The organism is Saccharomonospora cyanea NA-134, from assembly GCF_000244975.1.
GTDB classification, from domain to species: Bacteria; Actinomycetota; Actinomycetes; order Mycobacteriales; family Pseudonocardiaceae; genus Saccharomonospora; species Saccharomonospora cyanea.
Window position 1 is genome coordinate 4700951 of the sequence record NZ_CM001440.1, and the last position, 25797, is coordinate 4726747.

The 25797-nt window shown below is 70.4% G+C and carries 28 protein-coding genes; 14 read left to right on the forward strand and 14 right to left on the reverse strand.

All coding sequences use genetic code 11. The features are described from left to right. Positions 1-9: 9 nt before the first annotated feature. The 3 genes from SACCYDRAFT_RS21930 to SACCYDRAFT_RS21940 are packed head-to-tail and all read left to right on the forward strand — an operon-like array spanning position 10 to position 3123. Positions 10-834: a glutaminyl-peptide cyclotransferase gene (locus SACCYDRAFT_RS21930; protein ID WP_005459529.1), complete on the forward strand. Its 825-nt coding sequence runs from the start codon at positions 10-12 to the stop codon at positions 832-834. A 38-nt stretch (positions 835-872) separates the two neighbouring features. Then, entirely contained in the window at positions 873-2618 is a 1746-nt protein-coding gene (locus tag SACCYDRAFT_RS21935) for an MFS transporter (RefSeq protein ID WP_005459530.1), read from the forward strand. A gap of 10 nt (positions 2619-2628) precedes the next feature. Further along, complete coding sequence (locus tag SACCYDRAFT_RS21940) at positions 2629-3123, forward strand: DUF2771 family protein (RefSeq protein ID WP_005459531.1); 495 nt, start codon at positions 2629-2631, stop codon at positions 3121-3123. A gap of 323 nt (positions 3124-3446) precedes the next feature. On the opposite strand, the gene SACCYDRAFT_RS21945 is transcribed toward SACCYDRAFT_RS21940, so the two are convergent. After that, positions 3447-3833 (reverse strand): cold-shock protein, encoded by a 387-nt coding sequence (locus SACCYDRAFT_RS21945; RefSeq protein ID WP_005459532.1) that lies wholly within the window; start codon positions 3831-3833, stop codon positions 3447-3449. 164 nt (positions 3834-3997) lie between these two features. Here SACCYDRAFT_RS21945 and SACCYDRAFT_RS21950 point away from each other — a divergent pair, with 164 nt between their 5' ends. After that, complete coding sequence (locus tag SACCYDRAFT_RS21950) at positions 3998-4231, forward strand: hypothetical protein (protein ID WP_198284955.1); 234 nt, start codon at positions 3998-4000, stop codon at positions 4229-4231. On the opposite strand, the gene SACCYDRAFT_RS21955 is transcribed toward SACCYDRAFT_RS21950, so the two are convergent. Then, positions 4197-4859, reverse strand: coding sequence for an HAD family hydrolase (locus SACCYDRAFT_RS21955; RefSeq protein ID WP_005459537.1), 663 nt, complete (start codon positions 4857-4859; stop codon positions 4197-4199). The genes SACCYDRAFT_RS21950 and SACCYDRAFT_RS21955 overlap by 35 nt on opposite strands. Before the next feature lie 81 nt (positions 4860-4940). On the opposite strand from SACCYDRAFT_RS21955, the gene SACCYDRAFT_RS21960 reads away from it, so the two are divergent. The 3 genes from SACCYDRAFT_RS21960 (at position 4941) to SACCYDRAFT_RS21970 (ending at position 7690) form a co-directional block, all read left to right on the forward strand. Continuing rightward, on the forward strand, positions 4941-5519 hold the full coding sequence (locus SACCYDRAFT_RS21960; RefSeq protein ID WP_005459538.1) for a TetR family transcriptional regulator: 579 nt from the start codon (positions 4941-4943) through the stop codon (positions 5517-5519). Positions 5520-5546: 27 nt separating this feature from the next. Beyond that, positions 5547-6515 (forward strand): R2-like ligand-binding oxidase, encoded by a 969-nt coding sequence (locus tag SACCYDRAFT_RS21965; RefSeq protein WP_005459539.1) that lies wholly within the window; start codon positions 5547-5549, stop codon positions 6513-6515. A 137-nt stretch (positions 6516-6652) separates the two neighbouring features. Continuing rightward, on the forward strand, positions 6653-7690 hold the full coding sequence (locus SACCYDRAFT_RS21970) for an ion channel (RefSeq protein WP_005459540.1): 1038 nt from the start codon (positions 6653-6655) through the stop codon (positions 7688-7690). Here the strand turns inward: SACCYDRAFT_RS21970 and SACCYDRAFT_RS21975 are convergent. Then, positions 7687-9333 (reverse strand): AMP-binding protein, encoded by a 1647-nt coding sequence (locus tag SACCYDRAFT_RS21975; RefSeq protein ID WP_005459541.1) that lies wholly within the window; start codon positions 9331-9333, stop codon positions 7687-7689. The two genes, SACCYDRAFT_RS21970 and SACCYDRAFT_RS21975, sit on opposite strands and share 4 nt — an antisense overlap. A 102-nt stretch (positions 9334-9435) precedes the next feature. Here SACCYDRAFT_RS21975 and SACCYDRAFT_RS21980 point away from each other — a divergent pair, with 102 nt between their 5' ends. The 3 genes from SACCYDRAFT_RS21980 to SACCYDRAFT_RS21990 all read left to right on the forward strand — a co-directional run bounded on the left by SACCYDRAFT_RS21980 (position 9436) and on the right by SACCYDRAFT_RS21990 (position 12023). Beyond that, the gene (locus SACCYDRAFT_RS21980) at positions 9436-9810 is read left to right on the forward strand and encodes a YccF domain-containing protein (RefSeq protein ID WP_005459542.1); all 375 of its coding nucleotides are present in this window, start codon (positions 9436-9438) and stop codon (positions 9808-9810) included. Between the two features lie 9 nt (positions 9811-9819). Then, positions 9820-10326, forward strand: a complete 507-nt coding sequence (locus SACCYDRAFT_RS21985) for an SRPBCC family protein (RefSeq protein WP_005459544.1) — start codon at positions 9820-9822, stop codon at positions 10324-10326. 74 nt (positions 10327-10400) lie between these two features. Next, positions 10401-12023 carry a RecQ family ATP-dependent DNA helicase gene (locus SACCYDRAFT_RS21990; RefSeq protein ID WP_005459550.1) on the forward strand — a complete coding sequence of 541 codons (1623 nt, stop codon included), beginning with the start codon at positions 10401-10403 and terminating at the stop codon, positions 12021-12023. A gap of 13 nt (positions 12024-12036) precedes the next feature. Here the strand turns inward: SACCYDRAFT_RS21990 and SACCYDRAFT_RS21995 are convergent, their stop codons facing one another. Genes SACCYDRAFT_RS21995 through SACCYDRAFT_RS22020 form a run of 6 tightly spaced genes read right to left on the reverse strand, consistent with a single transcriptional unit; the run spans position 12037 to position 16799 of the window. Further along, positions 12037-12843 carry a metallophosphoesterase gene (locus SACCYDRAFT_RS21995; protein ID WP_005459552.1) on the reverse strand — a complete coding sequence of 269 codons (807 nt, stop codon included), beginning with the start codon at positions 12841-12843 and terminating at the stop codon, positions 12037-12039. Between the two features lie 37 nt (positions 12844-12880). Further along, complete coding sequence (locus tag SACCYDRAFT_RS22000) at positions 12881-13678, reverse strand: HAD-IIA family hydrolase (protein ID WP_005459554.1); 798 nt, start codon at positions 13676-13678, stop codon at positions 12881-12883. Between the two features lie 11 nt (positions 13679-13689). After that, complete coding sequence (locus SACCYDRAFT_RS22005) at positions 13690-14805, reverse strand: sulfate/molybdate ABC transporter ATP-binding protein (RefSeq protein ID WP_005459555.1); 1116 nt, start codon at positions 14803-14805, stop codon at positions 13690-13692. Continuing rightward, positions 14802-15623: an ABC transporter permease gene (locus tag SACCYDRAFT_RS22010; RefSeq protein ID WP_005459556.1), complete on the reverse strand. Its 822-nt coding sequence runs from the start codon at positions 15621-15623 to the stop codon at positions 14802-14804. Before SACCYDRAFT_RS22010 ends, SACCYDRAFT_RS22005 begins: the two co-directional genes overlap by 4 nt. Beyond that, positions 15607-16374, reverse strand: coding sequence for a molybdate ABC transporter substrate-binding protein (modA, locus tag SACCYDRAFT_RS22015; RefSeq protein ID WP_005459557.1), 768 nt, complete (start codon positions 16372-16374; stop codon positions 15607-15609). The genes SACCYDRAFT_RS22010 and modA overlap by 17 nt, the downstream gene beginning before the upstream one ends. Beyond that, entirely contained in the window at positions 16371-16799 is a 429-nt protein-coding gene (locus SACCYDRAFT_RS22020; protein ID WP_005459558.1) for a TOBE domain-containing protein, read from the reverse strand. Before SACCYDRAFT_RS22020 ends, modA begins: the two co-directional genes overlap by 4 nt. Before the next feature lie 92 nt (positions 16800-16891). Between SACCYDRAFT_RS22020 and moaA the strand changes: the two genes are divergently transcribed. From moaA to SACCYDRAFT_RS22035, 3 genes are all read left to right on the forward strand, one after another. Then, positions 16892-17956 (forward strand): GTP 3',8-cyclase MoaA, encoded by a 1065-nt coding sequence (moaA, locus tag SACCYDRAFT_RS22025; RefSeq protein WP_043536795.1) that lies wholly within the window; start codon positions 16892-16894, stop codon positions 17954-17956. Between the two features lie 44 nt (positions 17957-18000). Then, a complete protein-coding gene (locus SACCYDRAFT_RS22030; protein WP_005459562.1) occupies positions 18001-18312 on the forward strand; it encodes a MoaD/ThiS family protein in 312 nt (103 codons plus the stop codon). 706 nt (positions 18313-19018) lie between these two features. Next, the gene (locus SACCYDRAFT_RS22035; protein WP_005459563.1) at positions 19019-19699 is read left to right on the forward strand and encodes a transglycosylase family protein; all 681 of its coding nucleotides are present in this window, start codon (positions 19019-19021) and stop codon (positions 19697-19699) included. Positions 19700-19833: 134 nt separating this feature from the next. Here SACCYDRAFT_RS22035 and SACCYDRAFT_RS26505 read toward each other — a convergent pair whose 3' ends face one another. The 5 genes from SACCYDRAFT_RS26505 to SACCYDRAFT_RS22055 all read right to left on the reverse strand — a co-directional run bounded on the left by SACCYDRAFT_RS26505 (position 19834) and on the right by SACCYDRAFT_RS22055 (position 23316). Next, a complete protein-coding gene (locus tag SACCYDRAFT_RS26505; RefSeq protein WP_005459565.1) occupies positions 19834-19977 on the reverse strand; it encodes a hypothetical protein in 144 nt (47 codons plus the stop codon). Positions 19978-20132: 155 nt separating this feature from the next. After that, entirely contained in the window at positions 20133-21110 is a 978-nt protein-coding gene (locus SACCYDRAFT_RS22040) for a molybdenum cofactor biosynthesis protein MoaE (protein ID WP_005459566.1), read from the reverse strand. Next, positions 21107-21604: a cyclic pyranopterin monophosphate synthase MoaC gene (gene moaC / locus SACCYDRAFT_RS22045; protein ID WP_005459567.1), complete on the reverse strand. Its 498-nt coding sequence runs from the start codon at positions 21602-21604 to the stop codon at positions 21107-21109. Before moaC ends, SACCYDRAFT_RS22040 begins: the two co-directional genes overlap by 4 nt. Then, complete coding sequence (locus SACCYDRAFT_RS22050) at positions 21601-23001, reverse strand: NAD-dependent malic enzyme (protein WP_005459568.1); 1401 nt, start codon at positions 22999-23001, stop codon at positions 21601-21603. The genes moaC and SACCYDRAFT_RS22050 overlap by 4 nt, the downstream gene beginning before the upstream one ends. Before the next feature lie 120 nt (positions 23002-23121). Further along, positions 23122-23316 carry a hypothetical protein gene (locus SACCYDRAFT_RS22055; RefSeq protein ID WP_043536798.1) on the reverse strand — a complete coding sequence of 65 codons (195 nt, stop codon included), beginning with the start codon at positions 23314-23316 and terminating at the stop codon, positions 23122-23124. 65 nt (positions 23317-23381) lie between these two features. Here SACCYDRAFT_RS22055 and SACCYDRAFT_RS22060 point away from each other — a divergent pair, with 65 nt between their 5' ends. Then, positions 23382-25634, forward strand: coding sequence for a helicase-associated domain-containing protein (locus SACCYDRAFT_RS22060; protein WP_005459571.1), 2253 nt, complete (start codon positions 23382-23384; stop codon positions 25632-25634). The last annotated feature ends 163 nt before the right edge of the window (positions 25635-25797 follow it).

Sequence of the window (25797 nt, forward strand, 5' to 3'; positions counted from 1 at the left end):
ACCAGCCGGATGACCAGGGTCGGCGCGACGGTGCTCGCCGTGTTGACCGCGGTGGGCGCGTGCGCGGGGGGACCATCCCAGGAACCGAGGTCCACCTCGGGGCAGTTCGAGGACGGCGGTCCGATCGTCGTACCGGAGGAGTGGACGGTCGAGGTCCTCGACGTGTCGCCCCACGATCCGGAGGCGTTCACCCAGGGACTGGAGGTCGTCGACGGCACGCTGTACGAGGGCACGGGCCTCGTCGGGGAGTCCACCGTGCGCAAGGGGCCGGTCGGGGGTGAACCGACCGTCACGGTGTCGCTGCCCGAACCGCTGTTCGGCGAGGGCATCACCGTGGTCGGCTCCCGCCTCTGGCAGCTCACCTGGCGCAGCGGTGTCGCCGTCGAACGCGACGTCGACACGCTGGAGGAGCGGCGCCGCGTCCGTTACGACGGTGAGGGCTGGGGCCTGTGTCACCAGGAGGGGCCCGACCGGCTGGTCATGAGCGACGGCACGGCCACCCTCACGTTCCGTGACCCCGACGACTTCTCCGTGCTCGGTACCGTCGAGGTCACCGACAGCGGGAACCCGGTCGCCGAACTCAACGAACTGGAGTGCGTCGGCGACACCGTGTACGCCAACGTCTGGCACACCGACCACATCCTCCGCATCGACCCGGCGACGGGCGCCGTCACCGCGCGCATCGACGCGTCGGGGCTGCTCACCCCGCAGGAGGCGGCCGAAGCCGACGTGCTCAACGGCATCGCCGCGCTCGACGAGCCGGACCACTTTCTCGTCACGGGGAAACTGTGGCCGAAGATGTTCACAGTGAGGTTCGTCCCGACGGGTCGATGACCCGCACGAGGACGGGTCGAGTACGGCAGGATTGGTCTATGCGTTCCGGTCGCAGGGGTAGGCGGAAGTGGACGCCCGACGAACGGGCGAGCCGACCGTCACCCGACCCCACGCGGGTCCAGCGGCCCCAACCGCCGCCTCCGACCAGGGCTCATCATCCTCAGGACACCGTTCCGACCGCCGACGAGGCGCCGACCGGTGCGGTACCCGTGCAGCCTCCGCCGCCGCCTCGCGGAGCGCGGCCCTACCACGGACGCGCTGCCGCGCCGCCCCCGTGGCGGTCCCGGCGCGCGGAACCCCCGTACGAGCACTACGACACCGGCGGCTACCCGCCGGGGCACCCGCGCGACGCGTTCGGCCCCGACCCGACCACGACGAAGCACGGGTTCGAATCGGCCGAGAACGCCACCCGCATGCCGAAGAAGCTCACCGTCACGCGGGTGGCGGCACTACGCGGCCGTGAGCTCTCCGGCCAGGCGGTCGCCGCCTTCCGCAGAGCCGCCACCGCCGACGGGGCCGACAAGTCCGGCCTCACCTCGCTGACGTACTCGGTGATGCTGAACTACGCGAGCGACGCCGCGATGGCGGTGGCACTCGCCAACACGTTGTTCTTCGCGGCCAGCAGCGGCGAGAGCCGCGGCAAGGTGGCGCTGTATTTGTTGATCACCATCGCGCCGTTCGCCCTCGTGGCCCCGGTGATCGGTCCCGCTCTCGACCGCATCCAGCGCGGGCGCAGACTCGCCATGGCCGCCGCGTCGGCGGGACAGGCGCTGATGTGCGTGCTCATGGCGCTGAACTTCGACAGCTGGGTGCTCTACCCCGCCGCGCTCGGCAAGATGGTGCTGTCGAAGTCGTTCATGGTGCTCAAGGCTGCCGTCACGCCACGGGTGCTCCCACCCGAGATCACACTGTCGAAGACCAACGCCAGGCTCGCCGTGTTCGGACTCGCGGCCGGGGGCGCGTTCGGGGCGGTCGCCAGTGGCCTGAACTGGGCGTTCGGCTCGGCAGGGGCGTTGTGGTTCACCGCGCTCATCTGCGCCGTCGGCGCCGCGCAGGCCATGCGCATCCCGTCGTGGGTCGAGGTCACCGAGGGCGAGGTGCCCGCCTCCCTGACCGGCAAGCTGCCCACGCGGAAGGAGAAGCAGGAACGGCAGCCGATGGCCCGGCACGTCGTGGTGGCGTTGTGGGGCAACGGCTCCATCCGGGTGCTCACCGGGTTCCTCATGATGTTCGCCGCGTTCGCGGTGAAGGCCGAGACCGAGGACAGCGGGCAGAGCGCCTTCGTGCAACTGCTGCTGCTCGGCATCATCGGGGCCGCCGCGGGCGTCGGCGGGTTCCTCGGCAACGCCCTCGGTTCCCGCATGCACTTCGGCAAACCCGACCAGGTGGTGCTGGTGTGCCTGGCGAGTGCACTGGCCGCCACCATCGTCGCCGCGATCGTGTCGGGCATCGCCACGGCCGCACTCGTCGGGCTCGTGGGCTCCACCGCCAGCGCTCTGGCGAAGAACAGCCTCGACGCCGTCATCCAACAGGACATGCCCGAGGAGTCGCGCGCGTCGGCGTTCGGCCGCTCCGAAACCGTGCTGCAGCTCGCGTGGGTGTTCGGCGGCGCGGTGGGTCTGCTGCTTCCGCCCACCTACTGGATCGGCTTCCTCGTGGTGTCCGCGCTGCTCGCGCTCGGACTCACCCAGACCTGGCTGGTGCGCGGCGGCTCGTCGTTGGTGCCGTCGCTGCGCGGGCGCGCGGTGAGACCCGATCCGGGACCGGACCGGGGCGGCTCGTAGTCTCGCCCTCATGCGACGTTCAGTAGTAGCGCTGGCGGTCGCGGGCGCGGCCGTGGCGACCGGCTGTTCAGCCCCGCAGCCCCCCGAGGTCACGTTCTACACCGACGGCGACAGCGTCACAGCGCTGCCTCTGAGCTACTGCGACGCCGTGCTGAGGGACTGCGAGACCGGTGGCGACGCCGCCACCCTCGACGCGCGCCCCGGCCAGCCGGTACAGATCTCGCTGCCCTCCGAGATCTCCGAGACACCGTGGCTGGTGATCGTGCAGTCCGCCGCCCCCGACGGCACGTTGCTGCCCATGCGGCAGGAGGTGTTCACCGACGGCACCCGGCACGCCTACACCGTGGTGCCGGAGACGCCCCGCCACCAGCCGCTCGTGGTGGAGGTGCAGCAGCTCGGCGCCGCCTACGCCGTGGACCAGCAGGACAACCCGATCCTCGACGAACGCGGCCAACCGCAGCTCGTGGTGCGCGGTGTCTGGTCGCTCCAGATCACTCCGTCCTAGAGAAGCGCTGGAACCCCCACCCTCCCCCTCGCCCCGGAGCGTGGTGAGCGGTCCCAGCCGTTGCAGCCGTTGCACCACCTTCGCCAGGTGGTGGCGGGGTACGGCGAGTTCGTCGATCGTTCGGCGACCGTCCTTCGCCGCTGTGTACATCAGCACCCGGAGCACGATGTCGGTGGACCGGTTGAGCTGCACGGCGCCACGCGATCGTGAACAGGATCCACAGCTACCTGTTTTGTGATACGCGACTCCGGTAGTCCGCTTTTCCGGCACGAAAAAGGCGGGCACGCCAGTGCCCGCCCCTCGACGCGACCAACTCCCCGCGATCACGGGTCCAGGTCGCGCGCCACCGCCCGCATCACCTCGGCGATGCGCTTGATGTTCTTGCGGTCGGGATAGCGTCCCCTGCGCAGGTCCGGCTGAACCCTCATCTCCAGCAACTTGATCATGTCCTCGATGAGGCCGTGGAGCTCCTCCGCTGGACGCCGACGAGCCTCCGCCACCGAGGGCGGCGGGTCGAGCAGCCGCACGGAAAGGGCCTGCGGGCCGCGCCGACCTTCGGCCACCCCGAACTCGAGTCGCTGGCCGGACTTCAGTGCCTCGACACCCTGCGGTAGCGCGGACTTACGAACATAGACGTCCTTGCCCCCGTCCTGCGTGACGAAGCCGAACCCCTTGTCCGCGTCGTACCACTTGACCTTGCCGGTCGGCACTGCCCCTCACCGTTCCTTCGTTCTCCCGTAACGGGCCGTGCGACTCCCTCGCACGGCCCCGCACGACGAACGCGCCCCAGGCGTACCCAGGACGCGCACCCACCAAGCGTATCGCGCCACACGCACTACGGCGAAGGCGAATGCTCACCTCTAAAATGTCCGACATGGGAACCGCTGTCCACGATGAAAGTTCGGCCGCCAAGCGAAAGCCCTGGCTGATGAGGATCGGCATCGGCCTGTTCGCAGCGGGCATGGTGGCCGTGGTCGCGGTGTTCCTGCTCTTCGCCGCCGGCTACTCGGAACTGCCGGTGTGGCTGTCCGCCGCCGCCGGCGTGATCACCCCGCTCGGTCTGGCGCTGGGGCTCATCTCGCTGGTCCGCGAACACCGCCGGGCCTGACCGCGCCACCGTGCCCAGCGTGCCCGTCGTGCTCGGCGAGCCACGCCGGGAACTCCGTCAGCGAGTCGAGCACCACGTGCGCGCCCGCGGCCAGCAACTCCGCCCGGTCGCAGGGCCCCGTGGTGACACCGACGGCGACGGCGCCCGCCGCCAGCGCCCCCTTGACGTCGCCCACGTGATCGCCCACGAACACCGTCGCGCCGTGCTCGGTCAACGCGGCCGCCTTGCCGGTCGACCAGAGCTCACCGACGAGCGTGTCGACCGTCCAGCCGAGAGCCTGCACGTGGAGCGCGGCGTTGCGGGCGTACTTGCCCGTGACGACGAGTGAGCGTCCGCCCGCCTGCCGGACGACGTCCAGGGCCGTGGCCGCCCCCGGCAGAGCCACCGTGCGCGGGATGACGATCTCGGGGTAGATCTGGCGGAACCGGTCGACCAGCGCGGGGATGCGCTCCTCCGGCGCGCCGAAGTCCCGCAGCACGTGGTCGAGCGGCGGGCCGAGGTGCGCGGCGAAGTGCTCGCCGTCGAACGGCAGGCCGGACTCGTCGGCGAGTGTGTTCATGGCCGCGACCATGCCCGGCCGCGGATCGATGAGTGTCATGTCGAGGTCGAAACCCACGCAGGTGCCCACGGGCCCACCGTAACCGCTTGACAATCAGTGCTTACCCGTCCAGCGGATTGACATATCACTGCGACGTGTAAAGATCGCCGTGTGTCGCACGTCACGAGCTACACGGAACGCGCCAAGGCGTCGCTACGGGAACAACTGCTCGACGCCGCCGCCGAACTGCTGACCCACAGTGGCTACATCGGACTGCGCATGGCCGACGTCGCCACGGCCGTCGGTGTGAGCAGGCAGACGGTCTACAACGAGTTCGGCAGCAAGTCCGCACTGGTACAGGCGGTCGCGCTGCGCACCCTCGCCGAGTTCACCGACGGGATCCAGCGCCGCCTCGACGAGGCGGGTGACGTACTCACCGGTGTCCACGCCGCCACGGCCTACACCATCGAGCACGCCAAGGAGAACCGGCTGGTCTCCGCCGTCACGGGAGCGCAGCCCGCGGAGGACCTGCTGCCGCTGCTCACCACGCGGGGACAACCGGTGCTGAACGCCGCCACCGACATGGCCGAGGCGTACCTGAGGGAGCGACTTCCCGACCTCGCCGATCCCCGGTTCGTCGCCGAGACCATGACCCGGCTCGCCCTCAGCCACCTCGTCCTGCCCACCTGCTCCTCCACCGAGGCGGCCGACCGCGTGTGCGCCGTGGTCGGAGCACTGATCCAGTCCTAGAAACGACGTGAGCAAAGGGGAAACACCATGACCTCCACCACAGCCGGACATCGTGACGGCTTCCAGTCGCTGCGCCGGGGAGGGCTCAACTGGAACTCCTTCCCGCTTCGGCTGTTCGCGAAGGGCAACCGCAGGTTCTGGAATCCCGCCGACATCGACTTCAGCGCCGACGCGGCCGACTGGCAGTCGCTGACCGACGACGAACGTCGCTCCGCCACGTTCCTGTGCGCGCAGTTCGTCGCGGGCGAGGAGGCCGTCACCGAGGACATCCAGCCGTTCATGAAGGCGATGGCCACCGAGGGCAGGCTCGGCGACGAGATGTACCTGTCGCAGTTCTGCTTCGAGGAGGCCAAGCACACCGAGGTGTTCCGCCGCTGGATGGACGCGGTCGGGCTCACCGAGGACCTGCACCCCTACGTCGCCGAGAACCCGCACTACCGCAAGCTGTTCTACGAGGAGCTGCCCGCCTCGCTCGGTGTACTGGCCGAGGACCCGAGTCCCCGCAACCAGGTCCGCGCGAGCGTCACCTACAACCACGTCATCGAAGGCTCCCTCGCGCTCACCGGTTACTTCGCCTGGCAGAAGGTCTGTACCAGCCGGGGCATCCTGCCCGGGATGCAGGAACTCGTGCGGCGCATCTCCGACGACGAGCGCAGGCACATGGCGTGGGGCACCTTCACGTGCAGGCGGCACGTGGCCGCCGACGACTCACTGTGGGAGGTCGTGCAGCAGCGCATGGGCGAGCTGCTGCCGCACGCCCTCGGCATGATCCAGTGGGTCGACGAGCAGTTCGACACGCCGCCGTTCGGCATCGACAACAACGAGTTCGTGCGGTACGCGGCCGACCGCGCCCAACGCCGCCTCGGCGCGATCGAGTCGGCGCGTGGCGCGAACGTCGCGGAGATCGACCTCGACCACTCCCCCGAACAACTGGAGGACGCCTTCGGCAGGGAGGACGAGAAGGCGTTCGCCGAGGTGGCCGAGACGGTGTCGTGACACCGCCGTGCCCTTCGGGCCGCCGCGGGTGACGTCCACCCCACGAACGTGGTCAGCGGTTCCGGCGGCCCGGTGGCGGCTGGTAAGAAGTTCGGAAGTTCCGAGTCGCCACCGCCACCGCTGTCCCGGAGGAAGCCGTGCCGTTCTTCCTGTCCCGGCTGCTGGTGCGGCTCGCGCGGCTGACCTCGTGGGCCACGCCGGTGGTGGTGATCGCGTTCGTCTTCTGCACGAGCTGGCCGCTGATGACACTGGCCGAGCCCGACGGCAGCGAACTGACCGATCCCGCGAACTACTGGTGGTACTTCGTGGTCACCGCCGCGACCGTGGGGTACGGCGACTTCTACCCGGAGACCGCCGCGGGTCACGTCGTCGGCGCTTACGTCATCGTCGGCGGCATCGTGGCGCTCACGACGGTGTTCACGAAACTGGCTTCGGTGCTGGAGAAGGCGAGGGGACAGCGAATGCAGGGTTCGGTCACCGTGGACGCGTCCGACCACACGGTGCTCCTCGGCTACACACCCGGTCGTACGGAGCGGATCGTCGCGGAACTGCTCGCCGACAGCGGTGGCCGCCCCAGTGAACTGGTGCTCTGCGCCTGGGACGACGTGGGCACTCACCCGATGCCGGGCGAGGCCGTGACGTTCGTGCGCGGTGACCTCTCCGACTCCGCGTTGCTGCGCCGGGCCGGAGTGCACCGCGCCCGCACCGTGCTCGTGGACGTCCGCGACGACAACGAGTCTCTCGCGGTCGCGCTGGCCGTCGACCACGTGACCACCCGCGCCCACATCGTGGTCACGCTGCGGGATCTGGAGCGGTCGTCGCTGCTCGGTTACGTGAGCGGGAACATCCAGCCCGTCCAGTGGCACACCCCGCGCATGATCACCGAGGAGCTCCAGTCGCCCGGCATCAGCGAGGTCTACACCAACCTGATGACCCACGGGGGCGCCAACACCTACTCGATCACGCTGCCCGCCTCGGTCGGGCAGGTGTCGGTGGAGCAGTGTCGGACGGCCCTCGACAGGCAGTACGACGCCACGCTGCTGGCGGCGCGAGCGGGCGAGGCCCTCCATGTCAACCCCGACCGGAACACGACCCTGCCTCCCGGTTCGGTGCTGTACTACATCAGCGCCGAGCCGCTGTCCGGGCGCCAGGTCGAACGCGCGCTACGGGGCTAGCCCGCGGCGTCACCGAGTCCGAGCAGCTCCACGGCCTTCTCCCGCATCTCCACCTTGCGGATCTTGCCGGTGACGGTCATGGGGAACTCGCCCACGACGTGCACGTAGCGCGGGATCTTGTAGTGGGCGAGCCTGCCGGTGCAGAACTCGCGCAGGCTCTCGGCGGTGACGGGTTCGGCACCGTCGCGCATGCGCACCCACGCCATGAGTTCCTCGCCGTACCTGGCGTCGGGCACGCCGATCACCTGCGCGTCGAGGATGTCCGGGTGGGTGTAGAGGAACTCCTCGATCTCCCGCGGATAGATGTTCTCGCCGCCCCGGATCACCATGTCCTTGATCCGACCGGTGATGGTGACGTAGCCGTCGGCGTCCATCACCGCGAGGTCGCCGGTGTGCATCCAGCGGGCCGCGTCGATGACCTCGGCCGTCTTCTCGGGCTGTTCCCAGTAACCGAGCATCACGGAGTACCCGCGCGTGCAGAGCTCGCCGGGCGTACCGCGTGGCACGGTGAGCCCCGTCGCGGGGTCGACGATCTTCACTTCGAGGTGCGGCCCCACCTTGCCGACGGTGGACACCCGGCGTTCGAGGGAGTCGTCCGCCCTGGTCTGCGTGGACACGGGAGACGTCTCCGTCATGCCGTAGCAGATCGACACCTCCGCCATGCCCATGCGCTCGATGACCTGCTTCATCACCTCCACCGGACACGGGGAGCCCGCCATGATGCCCGTGCGCAGACTGGCGAGGTCGTAGTCCTCGAAGTCGGGTTCGGCGAGCTCGGCGATGAACATCGTCGGCACGCCGTACAGCGACGTGCAACGTTCGGCCTGCACGGCCTCCAGTGTCTTCCCCGGGTCGAACGCGGGCGCGGGAATCACCATGCAGGCCCCGTGCGACGTGGCGGCGAGGTTTCCCATCACCATTCCGAAACAGTGGTAGAAAGGCACTGGAAGGCAGATCCGGTCCGCCTCGGTGTAGCCGCACAACTCCCCGACGAAGAAACCGTTGTTGAGAATGTTGTGGTGGCTCAGCGTGGCGCCTTTGGGAAATCCGGTGGTGCCGGACGTGTACTGGATGTTGATCGGGTCGTCGGCACCCAGTTCGGCTCCGGCTCTCGCCAAGGCGACCGGATCAGCCTCCCTTCCACTGGTGAGCAGCGAGGTCCAGTCGTCGCCGCCGATCAGCACGACGTCCTGCAACGAGGAGCAGCGGGGCCGCACCTCGCGGATCATTCCCGCGTAGTCGGAGGTCTTGAACCGTTCCGCGGCGACGAGAGTGGAAACACCGGCCTGGTTCAGCACGTATTCGAGTTCGTGCGACCGGTACGCGGGATTGATGTTGACGAGAATCGCGCCGATCTTCGCCGTGGCGTACTGGGTCAGTGTCCATTCGGGGCAGTTGGGAGACCAGATGCCCACCCGGTCGCCCTTCGCGACGCCCCTGGCGAGCAGGCCGAGCGCGAGGGCGTCGACGTCGGCGACGAACTCACGGTAGGTCCAGCGCCGCCCGGTGGCGTGGTCGACGAGGGCGTCGCGGTCGGGATGTGCCCGAGCGGTGCGATCGAGGTTGTCGCCGATGGTGTCCCCGAGTAGCGGAACCTCCGCGAGACCGGACGAGTAGCTCGCAGCAGCGGGCGCGGTCGACATGGTGCCTCCTCGACGACGAAGCGACGGCAGGAGCGAGTGTACGGAGACTCACGTCACAAAAGCCATCACCGCACGAAGGCCGGAGCGCGGGACAATGGTGGTGTGCGAGCGATACTGAACGTGATCTGGCTGGTGCTCTCCGGGTTCTGGCTGGCCATCGGCTACGCGTTCGCGGGCCTCGTCTGCTGCCTTCTGATCATCACGATCCCGTTCGGACTCGCGTCGTTCCGTATCGCGGGCTACGCCCTGTGGCCGTTCGGGCGGACGGTCACCGAGCGGCGCACGGCCGGTATTCCGTCGCTGCTGGGCAACATCGTCTGGCTGCTCGTGGCGGGCTGGTGGCTCGCCCTCGCACACGTCGCGACGGGCATCGCGCTCTGCGTCACGGTCGTCGGCATCCCGCTGGGCATCGGTAACTTCAAGCTCGTACCGGTGGCACTTCTGCCGCTCGGCAGGGAAATCGTGTCCACCCGCTGAGGAGCCCGTGTGGAAACCGCATGCGACATCGTCGTCGAGGCCGATCCTGGGCGGCTGTGGGAGTTGGTGACCGACATCGAGGTCCCGGCACGGTTCAGCCCGGAACTGCGGCGCGTGCGCTGGCTCGACGGCGCCACCGGCCCAGCGCTGGGCGCGCGGTTCGAGGGTCACAACCGCAGCGAGGTACTCGGCGAGTGGCGCACCGAGTCGCACGTCGTCGCCTGCGAGCCGCCGAAGGTGTTCGCGTGGGCGACGGTGGACCCCGACGGCCGGTTCGGCGGTGACGACGTCGACCCGGCCCAGCCGATGTCGACCTGGTACTTCGAACTCCAACCTCGGGACGGCGGCGTCCTGCTGCGACACGGCGTACGACTCGGTCCCGCCCGCTCGGGACTGACGCTGGCGATCGAGTCGAGGCCGGAGAAGAAGGACGCGATCGTCCGGTACCGCCTCGCCGAGCTCCGCACCGGCATGGAGGCCACCCTGCGGGGGATCAAGGACCTGGCGGAAGGCTGACCGGCACGCTCCACCGGCCCGGCACCCGCGGTTTCCGCGGTTTCCCCCGCCCCGGCGCGGGAACCCGACCGGGCGTGTCCCACGAAACCGACCGCCTTGAGCACGTCGCCGAGTCGTCGTTCGGCTGGTCGCTCAAGCCCGAGCAACTGGCCGCGATGGAGCCCCTCCTCCACGGCCACGACGTGCTCGCGGTGATGCCCACCGGATCCGGCAAGTCCGCCATCTACCAGGTGCCCACGGTGTTGCTCGACGGTCCGACGGTGGTGGTCTCGCCGCTGCTCGCTCTGCAGCGCGACCAGCTCGAACACCTCGACGACGCCGACGTGCCGGACGCCGTGGCCGTGAACTCCGCCCAGCGCAGCGGCGAGGAGCGGCAGGCATGGCGGTCGGTGCGCAGCGGTGACGCGGAGTATCTGTTCCTCTCCCCCGAGCAGCTCGCGAAGGAGGACACGCTCGCCGAGCTACGACGGGCGGCTCCCACGTTGGTGGTGGTGGACGAGGCCCACTGTGTCTCCGACTGGGGCCACGACTTCCGACCCGACTACCTGCGGCTGCGCCACGCCGTCGAACGCATGGGCCGCCCGCCGGTGCTCGCACTGACGGCCACGGCGGGCGGGCCGGTGCGCGACGACATCGTCGAACACCTCGGCATGCGCGATCCGGTGCGCGTCGTCACGGGGTTCGACCGGCCGAACCTGCACCTCGCGGCCACGCGGGTCGCCGACGACGACCGACGTCGCGAACTCGTGTGCGCGTGGGTGTCCGACGCCGCGAAACCCGGTCTCGTCTACACGCCCACCCGCGCCGACGCCGAGGCGTTCGCCGAGGCGCTCACCGAGGTCGGCGTGCGGGCGGTGGCGTTCCACGCGGGCATGAAGGCGAAGGACCGCAGGCGGGCGCAGGACGCGTTCATGAACGACGAGGTGGAGGTCGTGGCCGCGACGTCGGCGTTCGGCATGGGTATCGACAAGCCCGACGTGCGGTTCGTCGTGCACACGGCGCCCACCGACTCGCTGGACTCCTACTACCAGCAGATCGGGCGCGCCGGACGCGACGGCGAACGCGCCGACGCCCTGCTGGTGCACCGGCCGGAGGACTACCGGCTGCAGCGCTTCCTCACCTCGCGCTCCCTCGACGTCGACAAGGTAGGGGAGGTCGCGGAGGCGGTCCGCGAGCACGACGGCACGCCGAGCCCCTCCGAGATCGACGACGAGGTCGAGCAGTCCCACCGCAGCGCCATGAACAACCTCAACCTGCTCGAGGAGGCCGGGGTCGTCGAAGCCGACGAGCGCGGCGGCTTCACCTACCGGGGTGGCGACAGCCCACGGGAGGACGTGGAACGGGAGTTCGAGCGGCAACGGCAGCTCGACCGTTCGCGGATCGAGGTGCTGCGCGAGTACGCGGAGACCCGCTCGTGCCGACGGCAGTTCCTGCTCGGCTACTTCGGCGAGTCCCTGGACGAACCCTGCGGGTTCTGCGACACGTGCGAGCAGGGCACCGCGCGGAAGCACGCGCCGCCGAGGGACGAGGACACGGAGTTCGGCGTCGACACGCCCGTCCGCCACACCGAGTGGGGCCCCGGTGTCGTGGTGAACCACGAGGCCGACCGGCTGACGGTGCTGTTCGACGAGGTCGGTTACCGCACGCTGTCGCTGGCCGCCGTACGCGAGAACGACCTGCTCACTCCGGACCGTTGAGGGGATGGTCGGGCTAGGAGGGCTGGTAGGGCAGTTCGACGACGAGGCACGGCCCACCGGCGAACAGTCCCGCGTCGATGCCGAGTGCCTTCCCACCCGCGTAGAGGTGGGGGGCGTCGAGCTCGACGGGATGCACGCCGACCTGGTCGGCGATGACGCTGTGTCCGTGGACCACGCGCTCCCCGCCGAGCTGCGCCAGCAGTTCCTCCGCGGCCTCGGCGCCCTCCGGCCCCCGGAACGCGAACCGCGTGGTCATCCGGCGCCACAGGTCCCACCACTGTGCGAGGTCGTGCCCGGCGAGCACCTCCTCGACAGCCTCGTTGATCTGCTCGACGGTGTCTCCCCAGTCGAGGTACTCCAGGGTGTCGGAGTGCACCAGCAGGTGATCGGCCGCCACCGCCACGACCGGGCGCGACGTCAGCCACTCGATGTGCTCGCCGGTGAGCGCGTCCTGGTCGGACCGCTGCCCGCCGTTGACCGCCCAGCTCCGCGCGAAGCTCCGGCCCGCACCGGCCGCGTCGGCGGGCACCGGGGTGTCGCCGAAGCGGTGCATGCCCAGCAGCAGGATCTCGTGGTTGCCGAGCAGGCTGTCGACGAAACCACCCGACGACGACGCCTGCCGCTGCAGCGACCGCACCAGGTCGATGGCACCGACCCCGTCGGGTCCCCGGTCCACGAAGTCGCCCAGGAACCACAGGTGGGCGTCGGCCCCGATCCAGTTGTCGCCGTCGTCGACGAGCCCGGCGTCGCGCAGTGCGTCGGCCAGCTCGTCCCGGTGGCCGTGGACGTCGCCGACCACGAACGTGGGATGGTCCTTCACGCCCCGACGATAAGCCCTGGTCTTTCGCGTCTCGGGATCAGCCCGCCCGGAACGGGTCGGCGGTGCGGCCGACCAGATCGGCGATGGAGTCCACGACCATGGTCGGGCGGAACGGGTACCGCTCGGCCGACTCGCGGGTCGAGATGCCACTGAGTACCAGCACCGTGTGCAGTCCCGCCTCGATGCCGGAATGGATGTCGGTGTCCATGCGGTCACCGATCATGACCGTGTGCTCACTGTGCGCGCCGAGGGCACGCAGCGCCGAACGCATCATCAGTGGGTTGGGCTTGCCGACGTAGTACGGCGAGCGGCCGGTCGCGCGTTCGATCAGGGCCGCTATGGAACCCGTCGCCGGAAGCACGCCCTCCCGGCTCGGCCCGGTGGGGTCGGGGTTGGTGGCGATGAACCGCGCGCCCTGCTCGATGAGTCGGATCGCCCTGGTGATGGCGGTGAAGCTGTAGGTCCGGGTCTCGCCCAGCACGACGTAGTCGGGGTCGACATCGGTGAGCACGTAGCCCGCCTCGTGCAGCGCGGTGGTCAGCCCCGCCTCGCCGATCACGAACGCCGAGCCGCCTGGGCGCTGGTTGCGCAGGAACCGAGCGGTGGCCAGCGCGGAGGTCCAGATGCTCTCCTCCGGCACGTCGAGGCCGGTGCGCGCCAGCCGAGCACGCAGGTCACGCGGGGTGTAGATCGAGTTGTTGGTCAGCACGAGGAAGCGTGCTCCGTTCGACTTCAACTCGGAGAGGAACTCGTCGGCTCCGGGCACGAGGTGCTCCTCGTGCACCAACACGCCGTCCATGTCGGTGAGGTAGTTCCACTGCTGCAGCTCGGTCATGGTGCCCTAGCCTATTGCCTGCCCCACCGCCTGCTCGGTGGTTGCGGGGCCGCGTGGACGAAGACCGTCGCGGCCTTCACCGCCAGTCGCACGGGGGTTCCGGGGTCGAGGGCGAGGTCGGCCACCGACGCGGGAGTGAGGTCCGCGCTGAGGCCCTCGCGGGTGCGTAGCCGCACGACGGGCCCGTGTGGTTCCAGGGCTGTCACCACGGCGTCGACCACGTTGCGGGGGGAACCGACCACCGCCACGTCCCGTGGGTGGACGGCCACCGCCCCCGGGTCGAACACCGCCACCGCCGCGTCGCCGTCGGCGAGGTCGCGAGCCGGCACCCCGTGGAACAGCAGCCCACTCTCCGTCCGCACCGCCGCACCGGTGTCGGTGCGCACGGCCACGCCGGCCACCAGGTTCACACCGGCCAGACGCGCGGTGAACGCCGTCCGCGGGGACGCGAGCACCTCGCGGATCGGTCCCCGCTCGACGATGTGCCCTTCGGCCAGCACGGCCACGTGGTCGGAGAGCGTGAGCGCGTCCAGCGGGTCGTGCGTGACCAGCACCGTGGTGAGCTTCCGCCCGCTCTCGCGCAGCACCCGCCGCAGGACCCCGCGCACGGCCGGGGCCGCGTCGACGTCGAGTGCGGCCAGCGGCTCGTCGAGCAACAGCAGTTCGGGCTCCCCCGCGAGCGCCCTCGCGATCGCGACCCGCTGCGCCTGCCCACCGGACAGCGCGGCCGGAGCCCGGTCGGCGAGATCGCCCGCCTCCACCTCCGCGAGCCAGCGTCGCGCCACGTCGCGAGCCCCGGCCTTCGAGACTCCCCGCGAACGCGGCGCGAAGGCCACGTTGTCCAGCACGGACAGGTGCGGGAACAGCAGGGCGTTCTGCGCGAGCAGGCCCACTCCGCGCCGGTGCGCGGGCAGGTGCACGCCCGCGTCACCGTCGTCGAGCACACGCCCACCCAGCCTGACGTGCGCACGTTCGGCCCGCACGAGCCCGGCGAGGCACGCGAGCACCGTGGACTTGCCCGCCCCGTTGGGGCCGAGCACGGCCAGCACACCGCCGTCGGGCACGGCCAGCGACACGGACAGCTCGAATCCCGCCCTGTGAAGCGCCAGTTCGGCGTGCAACGTCACGACCGCACCCCCTCCAGCGCCCTCGGCCGCGCCACCGCGATGACCACGACCGCCACCACCACCAGCAGCAACGCCAGCGCCACAGCGCTGTCGACGTCGGCCTCCGCCTGGCGATAGACCTCCACGGGCAACGTCCGGGTGACTCCCTCCAGGCTGCCCGCGAACGTGATCGTGGCGCCGAACTCGCCGAGCGCGCGGGCGAAGCTCAACACGGCCCCCGACCCGAGCGACGGCAGCAGCAGGGGCACGGTGACCCGCCGGAACACCGTCCACGGCCGCGCGCCCAGCGTGGCCGCCACCCGCTCGTAGCGATCACCCGACGCGCGCAGAGCACCTTCGAGACTCACCACGAGAAACGGCATGGCCACGAACGTCTGCGCGATCACCACGGCGGACGTCGTGAACGGCACCCGCACCCCTGCCACCACGTCGAGCACGTAGCCGAGCAGCCCGTTGCGGCCCAGCAGGAACAGCAGCGCGAGCCCCCCGACCACGGGCGGCAGCACGAGCGGCAGCAACACCACGGCGCGCAGGAACCGCACACCCCGCGCGTTCGAGCGGGCGAGCACCACGGCCAGCGGCACGCCCAGCACGACACACAACACGGTGGACGTCGTCGCCGTCACCAGCGACAGTCGCAGCGCGTTCAGTGACGCCGACGAACCGAGCAGCTCGGGCAGCCGGGCGAGGTCGGTGCGCACCACCAGTCCCACGACCGGCAGCACGACCAGCGTCAACGCCACCGCCGCGGGCAGCCACAGCACCTTCGGCACGCCCGTGGGGACGTCGCGGGTGCGCGGCTCACCGCGGGAGACCAAACCCGGCCTCCCGCAGCGACCGCCTGCCCTCTTCGGACAGCACGAGATCGACGAACCGCCGCGCCGAGGCCGCCTCGGCGGCGTCGGCTGGTACCGCGACGGGATAGGTGTTGACCACCTCCGCCGCCTCGGGGAACGCCACCGCCTCGACCCGTCCGGAGGCTGCGGTGTGGTGGACGTCGGTGGCGTACACCAGTCCGGCGTCGGCCTCGCCGACCTCCACCTTCGTCAGCACCGATCGCACGTCGGCCTCCTCGCTGGCCGGCCGCAACGTCACCCCGGCGAGGCGTTGCACTCGCTTCGCCGCCGCTCCACACGGCACGGCGGGCGCGCACACGACGACGGTGACACCGGGATCGGCGAGGTCGGCGAGCCCCGTGATCCCCGCCGGGTTGCCGCGCGGAACCGCGATGGTGAGCGTGTTCGTGGCGAACGGGGTTGCGGGACCGTCCAGCAGACCGTCCTTCTCCAGGCGGGCCATCGGCTCGGTGTCGGCCGAGGCGAACACGTCCGCGGGCGCTCCCTCGACGATCTGCTGGGCCAGCCGGGACGAACCCGCGAGGTTCAGCCGCACGTCGATGCCGTCGTGGGTCTGCTCGAAACGACGTTCCAGATCGGTGAACACCTCCGTCAGCGACGCGGCCGCGAACACCGTGAGCACCCGCTGCCCTCCTCCACCCCCGCACGCGGTGGCCGACGTCGCGACGAGGAGGGCGGCCATCGCCGCCGACAGCATCGACCGGCGTCTCATCCGGCCTCCTCGGTGGGAGCGGCCGGGATCTCGACGATGACCTGCGTCGCCTTGACCACGGCGACGGCCAGCACGCCCGGCTCCAACCCGAGTTCGGCCACGGCCTCGGAGCTCATCAGCGAGACGATCCGGTTCGGCCCGCACTGGAGTTCCACCTTGGCCATCACCGCGTCGGTGACCACCTCGGTGACGAGCCCGACGAAACGGTTCCTCGCCGACCGCGCCACCCCGGTGGGATCCGGTGAGGTGTCGGCGCCCCTGCGGGCGAACGCGGCGAGTTCCGCGCCGTCGAGGACCTTGCGGCCCGAGGCGTCGACGTGTTCGGTCAGTAGGCCGGCCCTGACCCAGCGACGCACGGTGTCGTCACTGACCCCCAGCAGCCGAGCAGCCTCAGCGATCCGAAATTGCGGCACGAAACCGACCATAATCCCGCAACTGCGGAACCGACAGTCCTCGACCGAGAAGTGCCGTGTTCGCGGCCACCTTTTTCGTCGTAACGGGCACTAGGCTGGGAACGGTGACGGGAGTGGACCTCGGCATCCCCAGGGTGCCCGCCTCACGCACGGCCCCCGATCGGCCGCGTCCGGACAACCCTGCCCTGGTCGACAGCTTCGGCAGGGTCGCCACCGACCTGCGCGTGTCGGTCACCGACAGATGCAACCTGCGTTGCACTTACTGCATGCCGGCCGAGGGGCTCGACTGGATGCCGAACCAGGAGATCCTCACCGACGACGAGCTCGTCCGGCTCGTCGACATCGCGGTGCGGCTCCTCGGCATCACCGACATCCGGCTCACCGGAGGGGAGCCGCTCCTGCGCCCCCACCTGGAGGACCTCGTCGCCAGGATGGCCGCGCTGCGACCCCGCCCCCGGCTCGCGATGACCACCAACGGGGTCGGCTTCGCCAAGCGCGCACGCGCGTTCGCCGAGGCTGGCCTCGACCGTGTCAACATCTCCCTCGACACCGTCAACCGCGAGACGTTCGCACGCCTGACGCGCCGCGACCGGCTCCGGCACGTACTCGACGCCCTCGCCGCCGCCCGCGACGCGGGTCTCGAACCCGTCAAGATCAACGCGGTGCTCATGCGCGGCGTCAACGACCACGAGGCCGTCGACCTGTTGCGGTTCGCGTTGGACGGCGGATACCACCTGCGCTTCATCGAACAGATGCCGCTCGACGCCCAACACGGCTGGAGCCGGGCCGACATGATCACCGCGGACGACATCTTCGACCTGTTGAGCACCGAGTTCAGCCTCACGCCGAGCCCGGTCGAGCGCGGCGGCGCCCCCGCCGAGCGGTGGCTGGTGGACGGCGGCCCCCAGGAGGTCGGCATCATCCCGTCGGTCACGCGCCCGTTCTGCGCGGCGTGCGAACGGACCCGGCTGACCGCGGACGGTGCCGTGCGCTCGTGCCTGTTCAGCACCACCGAGACGGACCTGCGCGGCCTGCTCCGCGAGGGCGCCGACGACGAGCGGATCGCCGACGCGTGGCGCGACACGATGTGGGGCAAACTCGCGGGACACGAGATCAACGAGGCCGGTTTCGCCCAACCGATCCGTCCCATGAGCGCGATCGGCGGGTGACAGCCACACCGCCCACCTCGGCGGAAGTGACGAAGGAGTGGTCCATGAGCACAGCGGGCACCGACGGCGTGATCGAGACCTCTCAGGGAGCCGACCAGCACACGCTGACCGTGAGGGTGCGGTACTTCGCCTCGGCGCGTGCGGCCGCGGGGGTGGACAGCGAGCTGGTACGACTGTCGCCCTCGGCGTCCGTGGCCGACGCCGTCGAACACCTGCGGACCGCACATCCCGAACGCCTGCCGCGCGTCCTGGACGCCGCGAGCTTCCTGCTCGACGGCATCGCCGTGCGGGATCTCGACCGCCCGCTGCCCGACGGCGCGGAGCTGGACGTCCTCCCTCCCTTCGCGGGGGGCTGACGGCTCGCCGACCCCGCAGCCGGGGTCGTGACACGCCCGACACGGCGAGCTTCGCCGCCTCGGCCTCACATTCACCGGGTGGCGACGTCCGCCACCTTCGCCGTTCCCTCGGCTCGCCGCGGGCCCGCTGCGCTCCTGCCACCGGGATGCCCCGCAGGACCGTGGGGTGGCGGGAGTTCGTCGCGACAGGTGTGAACCATGTGAACACGATCTGTCCGATCTGTCTTTTTCCGCAACTTCGGGCAACCCTTGGCACCGTCCGACGAGGAGTTCCGAACGGCTCCGTTCGTCGTTGCCACAAACGGAGCAGGGGGTCTAGACCGTGGTGACTCAGACCTCACTTTGGGTGAAATATTTCAGAAGGGAAACGGAGTTATAACGGCCCTCTGATCAGGGAAAATACCACAATCGCAAAAGGTTGCCCACCGTTACGGTGACCTAGCTCACGCCGACAAAGATTTCCGATCACGCTCGACGTTACGTACCGTCGCATTCCGGTTGGCCCCGAACCGACCAACGACCGGGATCCCGTTGCGCCGAGCCCAGTCCGGCGGAATCCCGGAACCGAAACCCCGAGCACAGAGCTTCTCGGACTGGGACGGGAAGGAGTCGGCATCCCCCGGTGCCGGCTGCCGATCGAAGACCGATCGGCCAGGCCCCCGGCCTGCCTTGCGACCTCGTAGGTGCGGAAGTCGAACGAGTCAACATGGCTTACCGAGGCAAGCACCGCAAACCCTCCGCCGCGTCCCGCAACCTCGCCCGCGTCGCCGTCGCCGGTATCGCCGTCGGCGCGCCGCTGACGATCGCGGCCGCTCCCGCCCAGGCGGAGAGCGTGAACTGGGACGCCATCGCCGAGTGCGAAAGCGGTGGCGACTGGAGCATCAACACCGGAAACGGCTACTACGGCGGCCTGCAGTTCAGCCTCAGCACCTGGCAGGCCTACGGCGGCACGGGCATGCCCCACGAGACGTCTCGTGAGCAGCAGATCGCCATCGCCGAGCGAGTCCTGGACGGCCAGGGCATCGGCGCGTGGCCGGTGTGCGGCTCCAGGGGCTACTCCAGCGCCAGCTACGAGGGCACCAACACCGAGGGTGCCGCCCCGAGCGGCGACAGCGGCAGCAGCAGCGGCTCGTCCGGCGAGTCCACGCAGGAGAGCAGCGACCCCGCCCCTGCCCCGTCGTCCGCACCTTCCACGCCGTCCACCCCGAGCGGCGTCGCGAAGTCGAACCCCGAGGGCGACTACGTCGTCAAGAAGGGCGACACCCTCAGCGCCATCGCCAAGGAGAAGAACGTCGAGGGTGGCTACCACGAGCTCGTCGAGCTGAACGACGGCTACATCTCCAACCCCGACTACATCGTGGTGGGCCAGAAGATCGCCACCAAGTGACCCTTCGTGGTCGCCCGCACCCGAGTTCACCTGGGTGCCGCTGAAGGTCCCACCGCTGTCCCCCGGGCGGTGGGGCCTTCACACCACAAAGCACAACCGCACAACCGCGACAGTGGACGGCCGCACGAGGTGCGTCAGGACTCGTGCGATCCCGCATGGTCGCCTGCCGCGCCGGGAATCCGCTTCAGCACAGCGGGCTCCACCGTGAACGCGTCCGAGCCGCCTGGAACGTCGCCGCTCGAACCCGGATCCAGCCGCTCGTTGATGCGGAGCCCCATACCCCGCCCTTTCCGGGCATGGCGATCCGCGCCACAGACACGGCTTGGATTCGGCGCTCCGTGGCGTGCTTTTCGGTCGCGAGCCGATGCGCGCGAAACCACGTCGGCCGATCAGGACCGGGCCGACGGGGCCGGCATCGGCTACCGACGCGCTGTCAGGGCGAGTTGACCCACTCGTCGGTGCCGTCGTCGAACCACTGGTGCTTCCACACCGGAAGGTGCGTCTTCACCTCGTCGACGAGTTCGGAACACGTGGCGAACGCCTCCGCGCGGTGATCGGCGGCCACCGCGCAGGCGAGCGCGACATCGCCGATCTGCAACGTGCCGAGTCGGTGGCTGACCGCCACGGCCCGCACCCCGCTGCGGTGGGCGACCACGTCCGAGACGACCCTGGCCAGCACCTCCCCTGCGGTGGGGTGCCCCTCGTAGTGCAGGGACGTCACGGTGCGCCCGTTGTCGTGGTCACGCACCACGCCACCGAAGGTCACCACGGCTCCCGCTCCGGCGTCGGACACCAGCCGCGCGTGCTCCTCGACCGAGAGCTCCTCCTCCGTGACGTGGGCGAGCGCGACCCTGGCCTGACCACCGTTGCCGCTCGGATCATGGACGACCGTGTTGTGGGCGGCCTCCGACTCCTCCAGCACGTGACTCACCGACCGGTGGTGGTCTCCACCGGCGATCTGGTCCAGCGCGTGGTCCAGAACCCCGTCGAGGACCGTCAGCCCGTCGTTCACCCCACCCCGGGAGCCGGGAAGGTTCACCACGAGCGTGCGACCCGAGACGCCCGCGAGTCCTCGGGACAGCATCGCCGTGGGAACGGTGTCCTGTCCCGCCACACGGATGGCGTCCGCGAGACCGGGCAGTTCGAAGTCGAGGACTCCCGCCGTGGCCTCCGGCGTCCGGTCGGTGGGTGAGACGCCGGTGCCTCCCGTGGTGACGACCAGGTCCACGTCCTCGGCCAGGCACGCACGCAACGCTTCCGCGACGGGCTCCCCGTCCTCCACGACCCGCGGCTCCGGCACGTCGAACGAACGCTTCGCGAGCCACTCCTTGATGACCGGCCCCGTGCGGTCCGGGTAGATCCCCGCGGCCGCCCGGTTGGACGCCACGATCACTCGCGCCGTGCGGTTCATGCGCCCTCCTGTGCCTTGCGGGCATCGCCACGCCACCACGAACCGGACTTCCCGCCCTCCTTGCGCACCAACCTCACGCCGTCGAGGGTCGCCGCGGGGTCCACGGCCTTGATCATGTCGTGTAGAGCGAGCCCGGCGACGGCGACAGCGGTCAGTGCCTCCATCTCGACGCCGGTGCGGTCACTCGTGCGGGCCGTGGCGGTGATGTCCACGCTGTCGGCCCCGAGCTCGAAGTCGACATCCACCTTCGTCAGGGCGATCTGGTGACACAGGGGGATCAGCTCGGGGGTCCGCTTGGCTCCCATGATCCCCGCGATGCGGGCTGTGGCCAGCGCGTCGCCCTTGGGCAGGCCGCCCTCGGCCAGCAGGCCGAGCACCTCGGAGGTCGTCCGCACCGTGCCACACGCCACCGCGGTACGCGCGGTGACGTCCTTGGCCGAGACGTCGACCATCCGAGCCGCACCCGAATCGTCGAGGTGGCTGAGTTCACTCACGAAGTCGAGACTACTTCGTCCTTCCGCGCCGCGGCTTTGACCGCCTCGGCCACGGCCGGGGCCACGGCGGAGTCGAACACGCTGGGCACGATGTACGAGGCGTTCAGGCGGTCGTCCACGACGTCGGCGATGGCGTTGGCCGCGGCCAGCAGCATGTCGTCGTCGATCTTGTGGGCCTGCGCGTCCAACAGACCGCGGAACACGCCGGGGAACGCCAGCACGTTGTTGATCTGGTTCGGGTAGTCGCTACGGCCCGTGGCCACGACGGCGGCGTGCCGCTGCGCTTCCAGCGGGTCGATCTCCGGGTCCGGGTTGGCGAGCGCGAAGACGATCGGGTCGTCGGCCATCGTGGCCACCTGCTCGGCACCGAACAGGTTGGGCGCGGACACCCCGATGAAGACGTCGGCCCCCACCAGCGCGTCGTGCAGCGAGCCGACCAGCTGCTTCGAGTTCGTGCGCTCCGCGATCCAGCGCAGGTTGTCGTCGAGGCCCGGGCGCTGCTCGTGCACGATGCCGTCGATGTCCACCGCGACGATGTCGGCGGGGGCCTTGCGCAGCAGCAGGCGGATGATGGCCGACCCGGCCGCGCCGACGCCGCTGACCACGATGCGGCACTGCTCGATGGGCTTGTTCACCACGCGCAGCGCGTTCCGCAACGCGGCCACCACGACGATGGCGGTGCCGTGCTGGTCGTCGTGGAACACCGGGATGTCGAGCTGCTCCCGCAGGCGACGCTCGATCTCGAAACACCGCGGCGCGGCGATGTCCTCCAGGTTGATGCCCGCGTACACCGGAGCGAGCGCCTTCACCGTCCTGATGATCTCTTCGGTGTCCTGCGTGTCCAGGCACACCGGCCACGCGTCGACGTCGGCGAACTTCTTGAACAGCGCCGCCTTGCCCTCCATCACGGGCAGCGCCGCGGCCGGGCCGATGTTGCCGAGGCCCAGCACGGCCGAGCCGTCGGTGACCACGGCGACCGTGTTGCGCTTTATGGTCAGCCTGCGCGCGTCGTCGGGGTTGGCCGCGATGGCCTTGCACACGCGGGCGACGCCCGGCGTGTAGGCGCGGGACAGGTCGTCACGGTTGCGGAGAGCGACCTTGGGGCTGACCTCGAGCTTGCCGCCGAGGTGCATGAGGAACGTGCGGTCGGACACCTTCCGCACGTGCACACCGGGCAACGCGTCGAGGGCCTTGGTGATGTCGTCGGCGTGGTCGGCCGACAACACGTTGGCCGTGATGTCGACGACGATGGCGTCCGGGTGCGACTCGACGATGTCGAAGGCCGTCAGGACACCACCTACCCGGCCGACTGCCGTGGTGAGGTCGCCGGCCGCGCTCGCCGACGGCGGGGCCTCCAGTCGCACGGTGATCGAGTAACCGGGACCGGGAACGGGCATGGGCTTACCCCCGCATCAATGACTCACACTGACTGGCGCTGGATTCGGGAGAAAAGCCTATCCGCATGTGCGAGGTCACATTCGGCCGGATGGGTGACTCGCCGGTAACGTCGGGTCCGGCTACGCGGACCTGTTGATCTCGGTCTCGGGGTGCTCGTAGGGCACGGAGTCGAGGGGGAAGGTCACCTCGCCGAACGGGGAGAGCGCGCCCTGCCGGTCGGCCGCGAGCTCGCTGACCGGGTGCTCGACGTCCGGCCACTCCGGGTCGATCCGGTGCTGCTTACGGTTGTCGGCGTTGCCCACGTCGTCCTCCATACACTCGACCAAACGACTGACCATAGTGTGCCCGATGCCGCGCACCGGGGGATATGGTGGTGACGATGGCCGCCCTCTCGCTCGCGGACTGGCTGCGTTCCCTGCCCGACGACGCCCTCGCCGATCTCCTGCGCGCACGGCGTGATCTGGCCACCCCTCCGCCCGCGAACTCCGACGTCCTCGCCACCCGTGCCGGCACGGCCGGGTCGGTGGCCAGGGCCTGCGAGAACCTCGACAGGGCGACCCTCGCCGTGCTGGAGACGCTGCTGGTGGCCGGGGCCGACGACACACCCGTGGGTGTCGGTCGCCTCGGTGAACTGCTCGCCACGGTTCCCCCTCGGGCACTCGACCGGCTGCGGTCGCTGGCGCTCGCGTGGGGTCCCGACGACGCCGTCTCCGTGCCCGCCGCCGCGCGTGACGTGTTCGGCCCGTTCCCGGCAGGCCTCGGTGTCTCCTCGACCGAACTCGCGAAGCTCGACAGCGACGCGTTGGCGGAGCGGATCGCCGACGTCGGCGAGGACGAGAGGGCACTACTGTCCACGTTGTCCTCAGGCCCCCCGATCGGCCGCACGCGGGACGCCGCCATCGACGTGCCACTGGCCTCGGCCACCACGCCGGTGCAGAAGTTGCTGGCCAGAGGCCTGCTCGTGCGGCGGGACGACCAGACCGTCGAACTCCCCCGCGAGGTGGGACTGGCACTGCGCGGTGGTGTCGTCTTCGCCGGTGCCGCGCTGACGGAGCCGGAGCTGCCCTTGGAGCGGCACGAGCAGTCCGGAGTGGACACCGCAGCCGCCGGGGAGGCCATGGAGTTCCTCCGGCACGCCGAAACGCTGCTGCGGGCGTGGTCCGACCAGCCGCCACCCGTTCTGAAGTCGGGCGGCCTGGGCGTGCGGGAGCTGCGCAGGCTCGCACGTGACCTCGACGTCGACGAGCGTCGCGCCACTCTGCTGGTGGAACTCGTCGTCGGCGCGGGTCTCGCCGCCGCCGACGAGAGCACCTCCCCGGAGTGGGTGCCCACCACGCTGACCGACTCGTGGCTGTCGATGCCGCCCTCGGGACGCTGGCTGACGCTCGCGCAGGCGTGGCTGGACCTGCCCCGCATGCCGGGGCTCGCCGGCGACCGGGACGCGCGCGACAAGATCGTGGTGCCGCTGTCGGAGGAACTACGCAGGCCGCTCGCGCCCATGACGCGCCGCCGGGTGCTTGGCACACTCGCCGAGCTCCCCGCCGGGGCCGGTGTGGCCGCCGTCGACGACCTCGTCACGCTGCTGGCATGGCGGGCGCCCCGCAAGGGCGGACGAACCCGCGATCCCGCCGTGCGCGACACGATGGCCGAGGCGACCGCGCTCGGCGTCGTGGCCCTGGGTGCGCTCACCACGGCCGGGGGCGCCCTCCTCGACGGGGACCTGCACGGGGCGGCGGCCGCCATGGCCGACGCGCTGCCTCAGCCGGTGGACCACGTTCTCGTGCAGGCCGACCTCACCGTCGTGGCCCCGGGCCCGCTGGAGCCCGACCTCGCCCGCCAGATCGAGGCGGTCGCCGACGTCGAGTCGGCCGGACACGCCACGATGTACCGCGTCAGCGAGACCTCGGTGCGGCGGGCCCTCGACAGCGGACGGACCGCCGACGAGTTGCACGAACTCTTCCGCACCCGGTCGCGAACACCGGTGCCGCAGTCACTGTCGTACCTCATCGACGATGTCGCCCGCAGGCACGGCCGCCTGCGCGGTGGCGTCGCGGCGGCGTTCCTGCGGTGCGACGACGAAGTGCTGCTGGCCGAGGTGCTGGGAACGCCGGCCGCAGCCGATCTGGAGCTGCGCCGGATCGCCCCCACAGTGGTGGTCAGCCCGTACCCGCTGGCCGAGATACTGGACGCCCTGCGCGCCGCCGGTTTCGCGCCCGCCGCCGAGGGACCGGACGGGCGGGTGGTCGACCTGCGGCCGAGTGGAAGGCGCATCCCCGCCCGTGGCCGTCAGGCGAGACGGGTCGAGCCGACCCGCGGGGAGCCGATCGGCGAGGGCCAGCTCACCGCAGTGGTGGCGCACGTGCGAGCAGGTGACAAGGCCGCGCGTAGTCGCAAGGGCTCCGTGGTGCGGCTGCCCGCGGGAGGCGGAGCCGACACCTCGGCGACCATGGCGTTGTTGTCGCGGGCCGCGAACGAGCAGCGCGAGGTGTGGATCGGGCTCGTGGACTCCCACGGCACCGCCACCCAGCGGGTTCTCACCCCGGTCCGGGTGGGTGCCGGGATGTTGGAGACCTCCACCGGCGAGCGTTATCCCCTGCACCGCATCACGTCGGCCGCGCTCGTGGAGGACTGAGCGCACGGGTGGCGCACCGCGGATTCGCGACGCGCCCCCCCGAAGCCGCACACCACGCTCGGCGAGCACCGGCGCACGACCGTCGCACACGAACGCGTCGACCCCGGAACGGCAGCCGAACCCGTTGCCGAGGACCGGGCCCGCTGAGTCGATGCCCGCGTAC

Excerpts from the sequence above, each read along its gene's own strand:
- modA (WP_005459557.1), bottom strand. The coding sequence starts at position 16,374 with ATGAGACGCCGGTCGATGCTGTCGGCGGCGATGGCCGCCCTCCTCGTC.
- SACCYDRAFT_RS21975 (WP_005459541.1), bottom strand. The coding sequence starts at position 9,333 with ATGTCGACCGCGCCCGCTGCTGCGAGCTACTCGTCCGGTCTCGCGGAG.
- SACCYDRAFT_RS22020 (WP_005459558.1), bottom strand. The coding sequence starts at position 16,799 with ATGGTCGGTTTCGTGCCGCAATTTCGGATCGCTGAGGCTGCTCGGCTG.
- SACCYDRAFT_RS22050 (WP_005459568.1), bottom strand. The coding sequence starts at position 23,001 with ATGCCCGTTCCCGGTCCCGGTTACTCGATCACCGTGCGACTGGAGGCC.
- SACCYDRAFT_RS22055 (WP_043536798.1), bottom strand. The coding sequence starts at position 23,316 with ATGGAGGACGACGTGGGCAACGCCGACAACCGTAAGCAGCACCGGATC.
- SACCYDRAFT_RS26505 (WP_005459565.1), bottom strand. The coding sequence starts at position 19,977 with ATGGGGCTCCGCATCAACGAGCGGCTGGATCCGGGTTCGAGCGGCGAC.
- SACCYDRAFT_RS21935 (WP_005459530.1), top strand. The coding sequence starts at position 873 with ATGCGTTCCGGTCGCAGGGGTAGGCGGAAGTGGACGCCCGACGAACGG.
- SACCYDRAFT_RS22030 (WP_005459562.1), top strand. The coding sequence starts at position 18,001 with ATGAGCACAGCGGGCACCGACGGCGTGATCGAGACCTCTCAGGGAGCC.
- SACCYDRAFT_RS22000 (WP_005459554.1), bottom strand. The coding sequence starts at position 13,678 with ATGACCGAGCTGCAGCAGTGGAACTACCTCACCGACATGGACGGCGTG.
- SACCYDRAFT_RS22035 (WP_005459563.1), top strand. The coding sequence starts at position 19,019 with ATGGCTTACCGAGGCAAGCACCGCAAACCCTCCGCCGCGTCCCGCAAC.
- SACCYDRAFT_RS21965 (WP_005459539.1), top strand. The coding sequence starts at position 5,547 with ATGACCTCCACCACAGCCGGACATCGTGACGGCTTCCAGTCGCTGCGC.
- SACCYDRAFT_RS21950 (WP_198284955.1), top strand. The coding sequence starts at position 3,998 with ATGGGAACCGCTGTCCACGATGAAAGTTCGGCCGCCAAGCGAAAGCCC.
- SACCYDRAFT_RS22060 (WP_005459571.1), top strand. The coding sequence starts at position 23,382 with ATGGCCGCCCTCTCGCTCGCGGACTGGCTGCGTTCCCTGCCCGACGAC.
- SACCYDRAFT_RS22040 (WP_005459566.1), bottom strand. The coding sequence starts at position 21,110 with ATGAACCGCACGGCGCGAGTGATCGTGGCGTCCAACCGGGCGGCCGCG.
- SACCYDRAFT_RS21940 (WP_005459531.1), top strand. The coding sequence starts at position 2,629 with ATGCGACGTTCAGTAGTAGCGCTGGCGGTCGCGGGCGCGGCCGTGGCG.
- SACCYDRAFT_RS21930 (WP_005459529.1), top strand. The coding sequence starts at position 10 with ATGACCAGGGTCGGCGCGACGGTGCTCGCCGTGTTGACCGCGGTGGGC.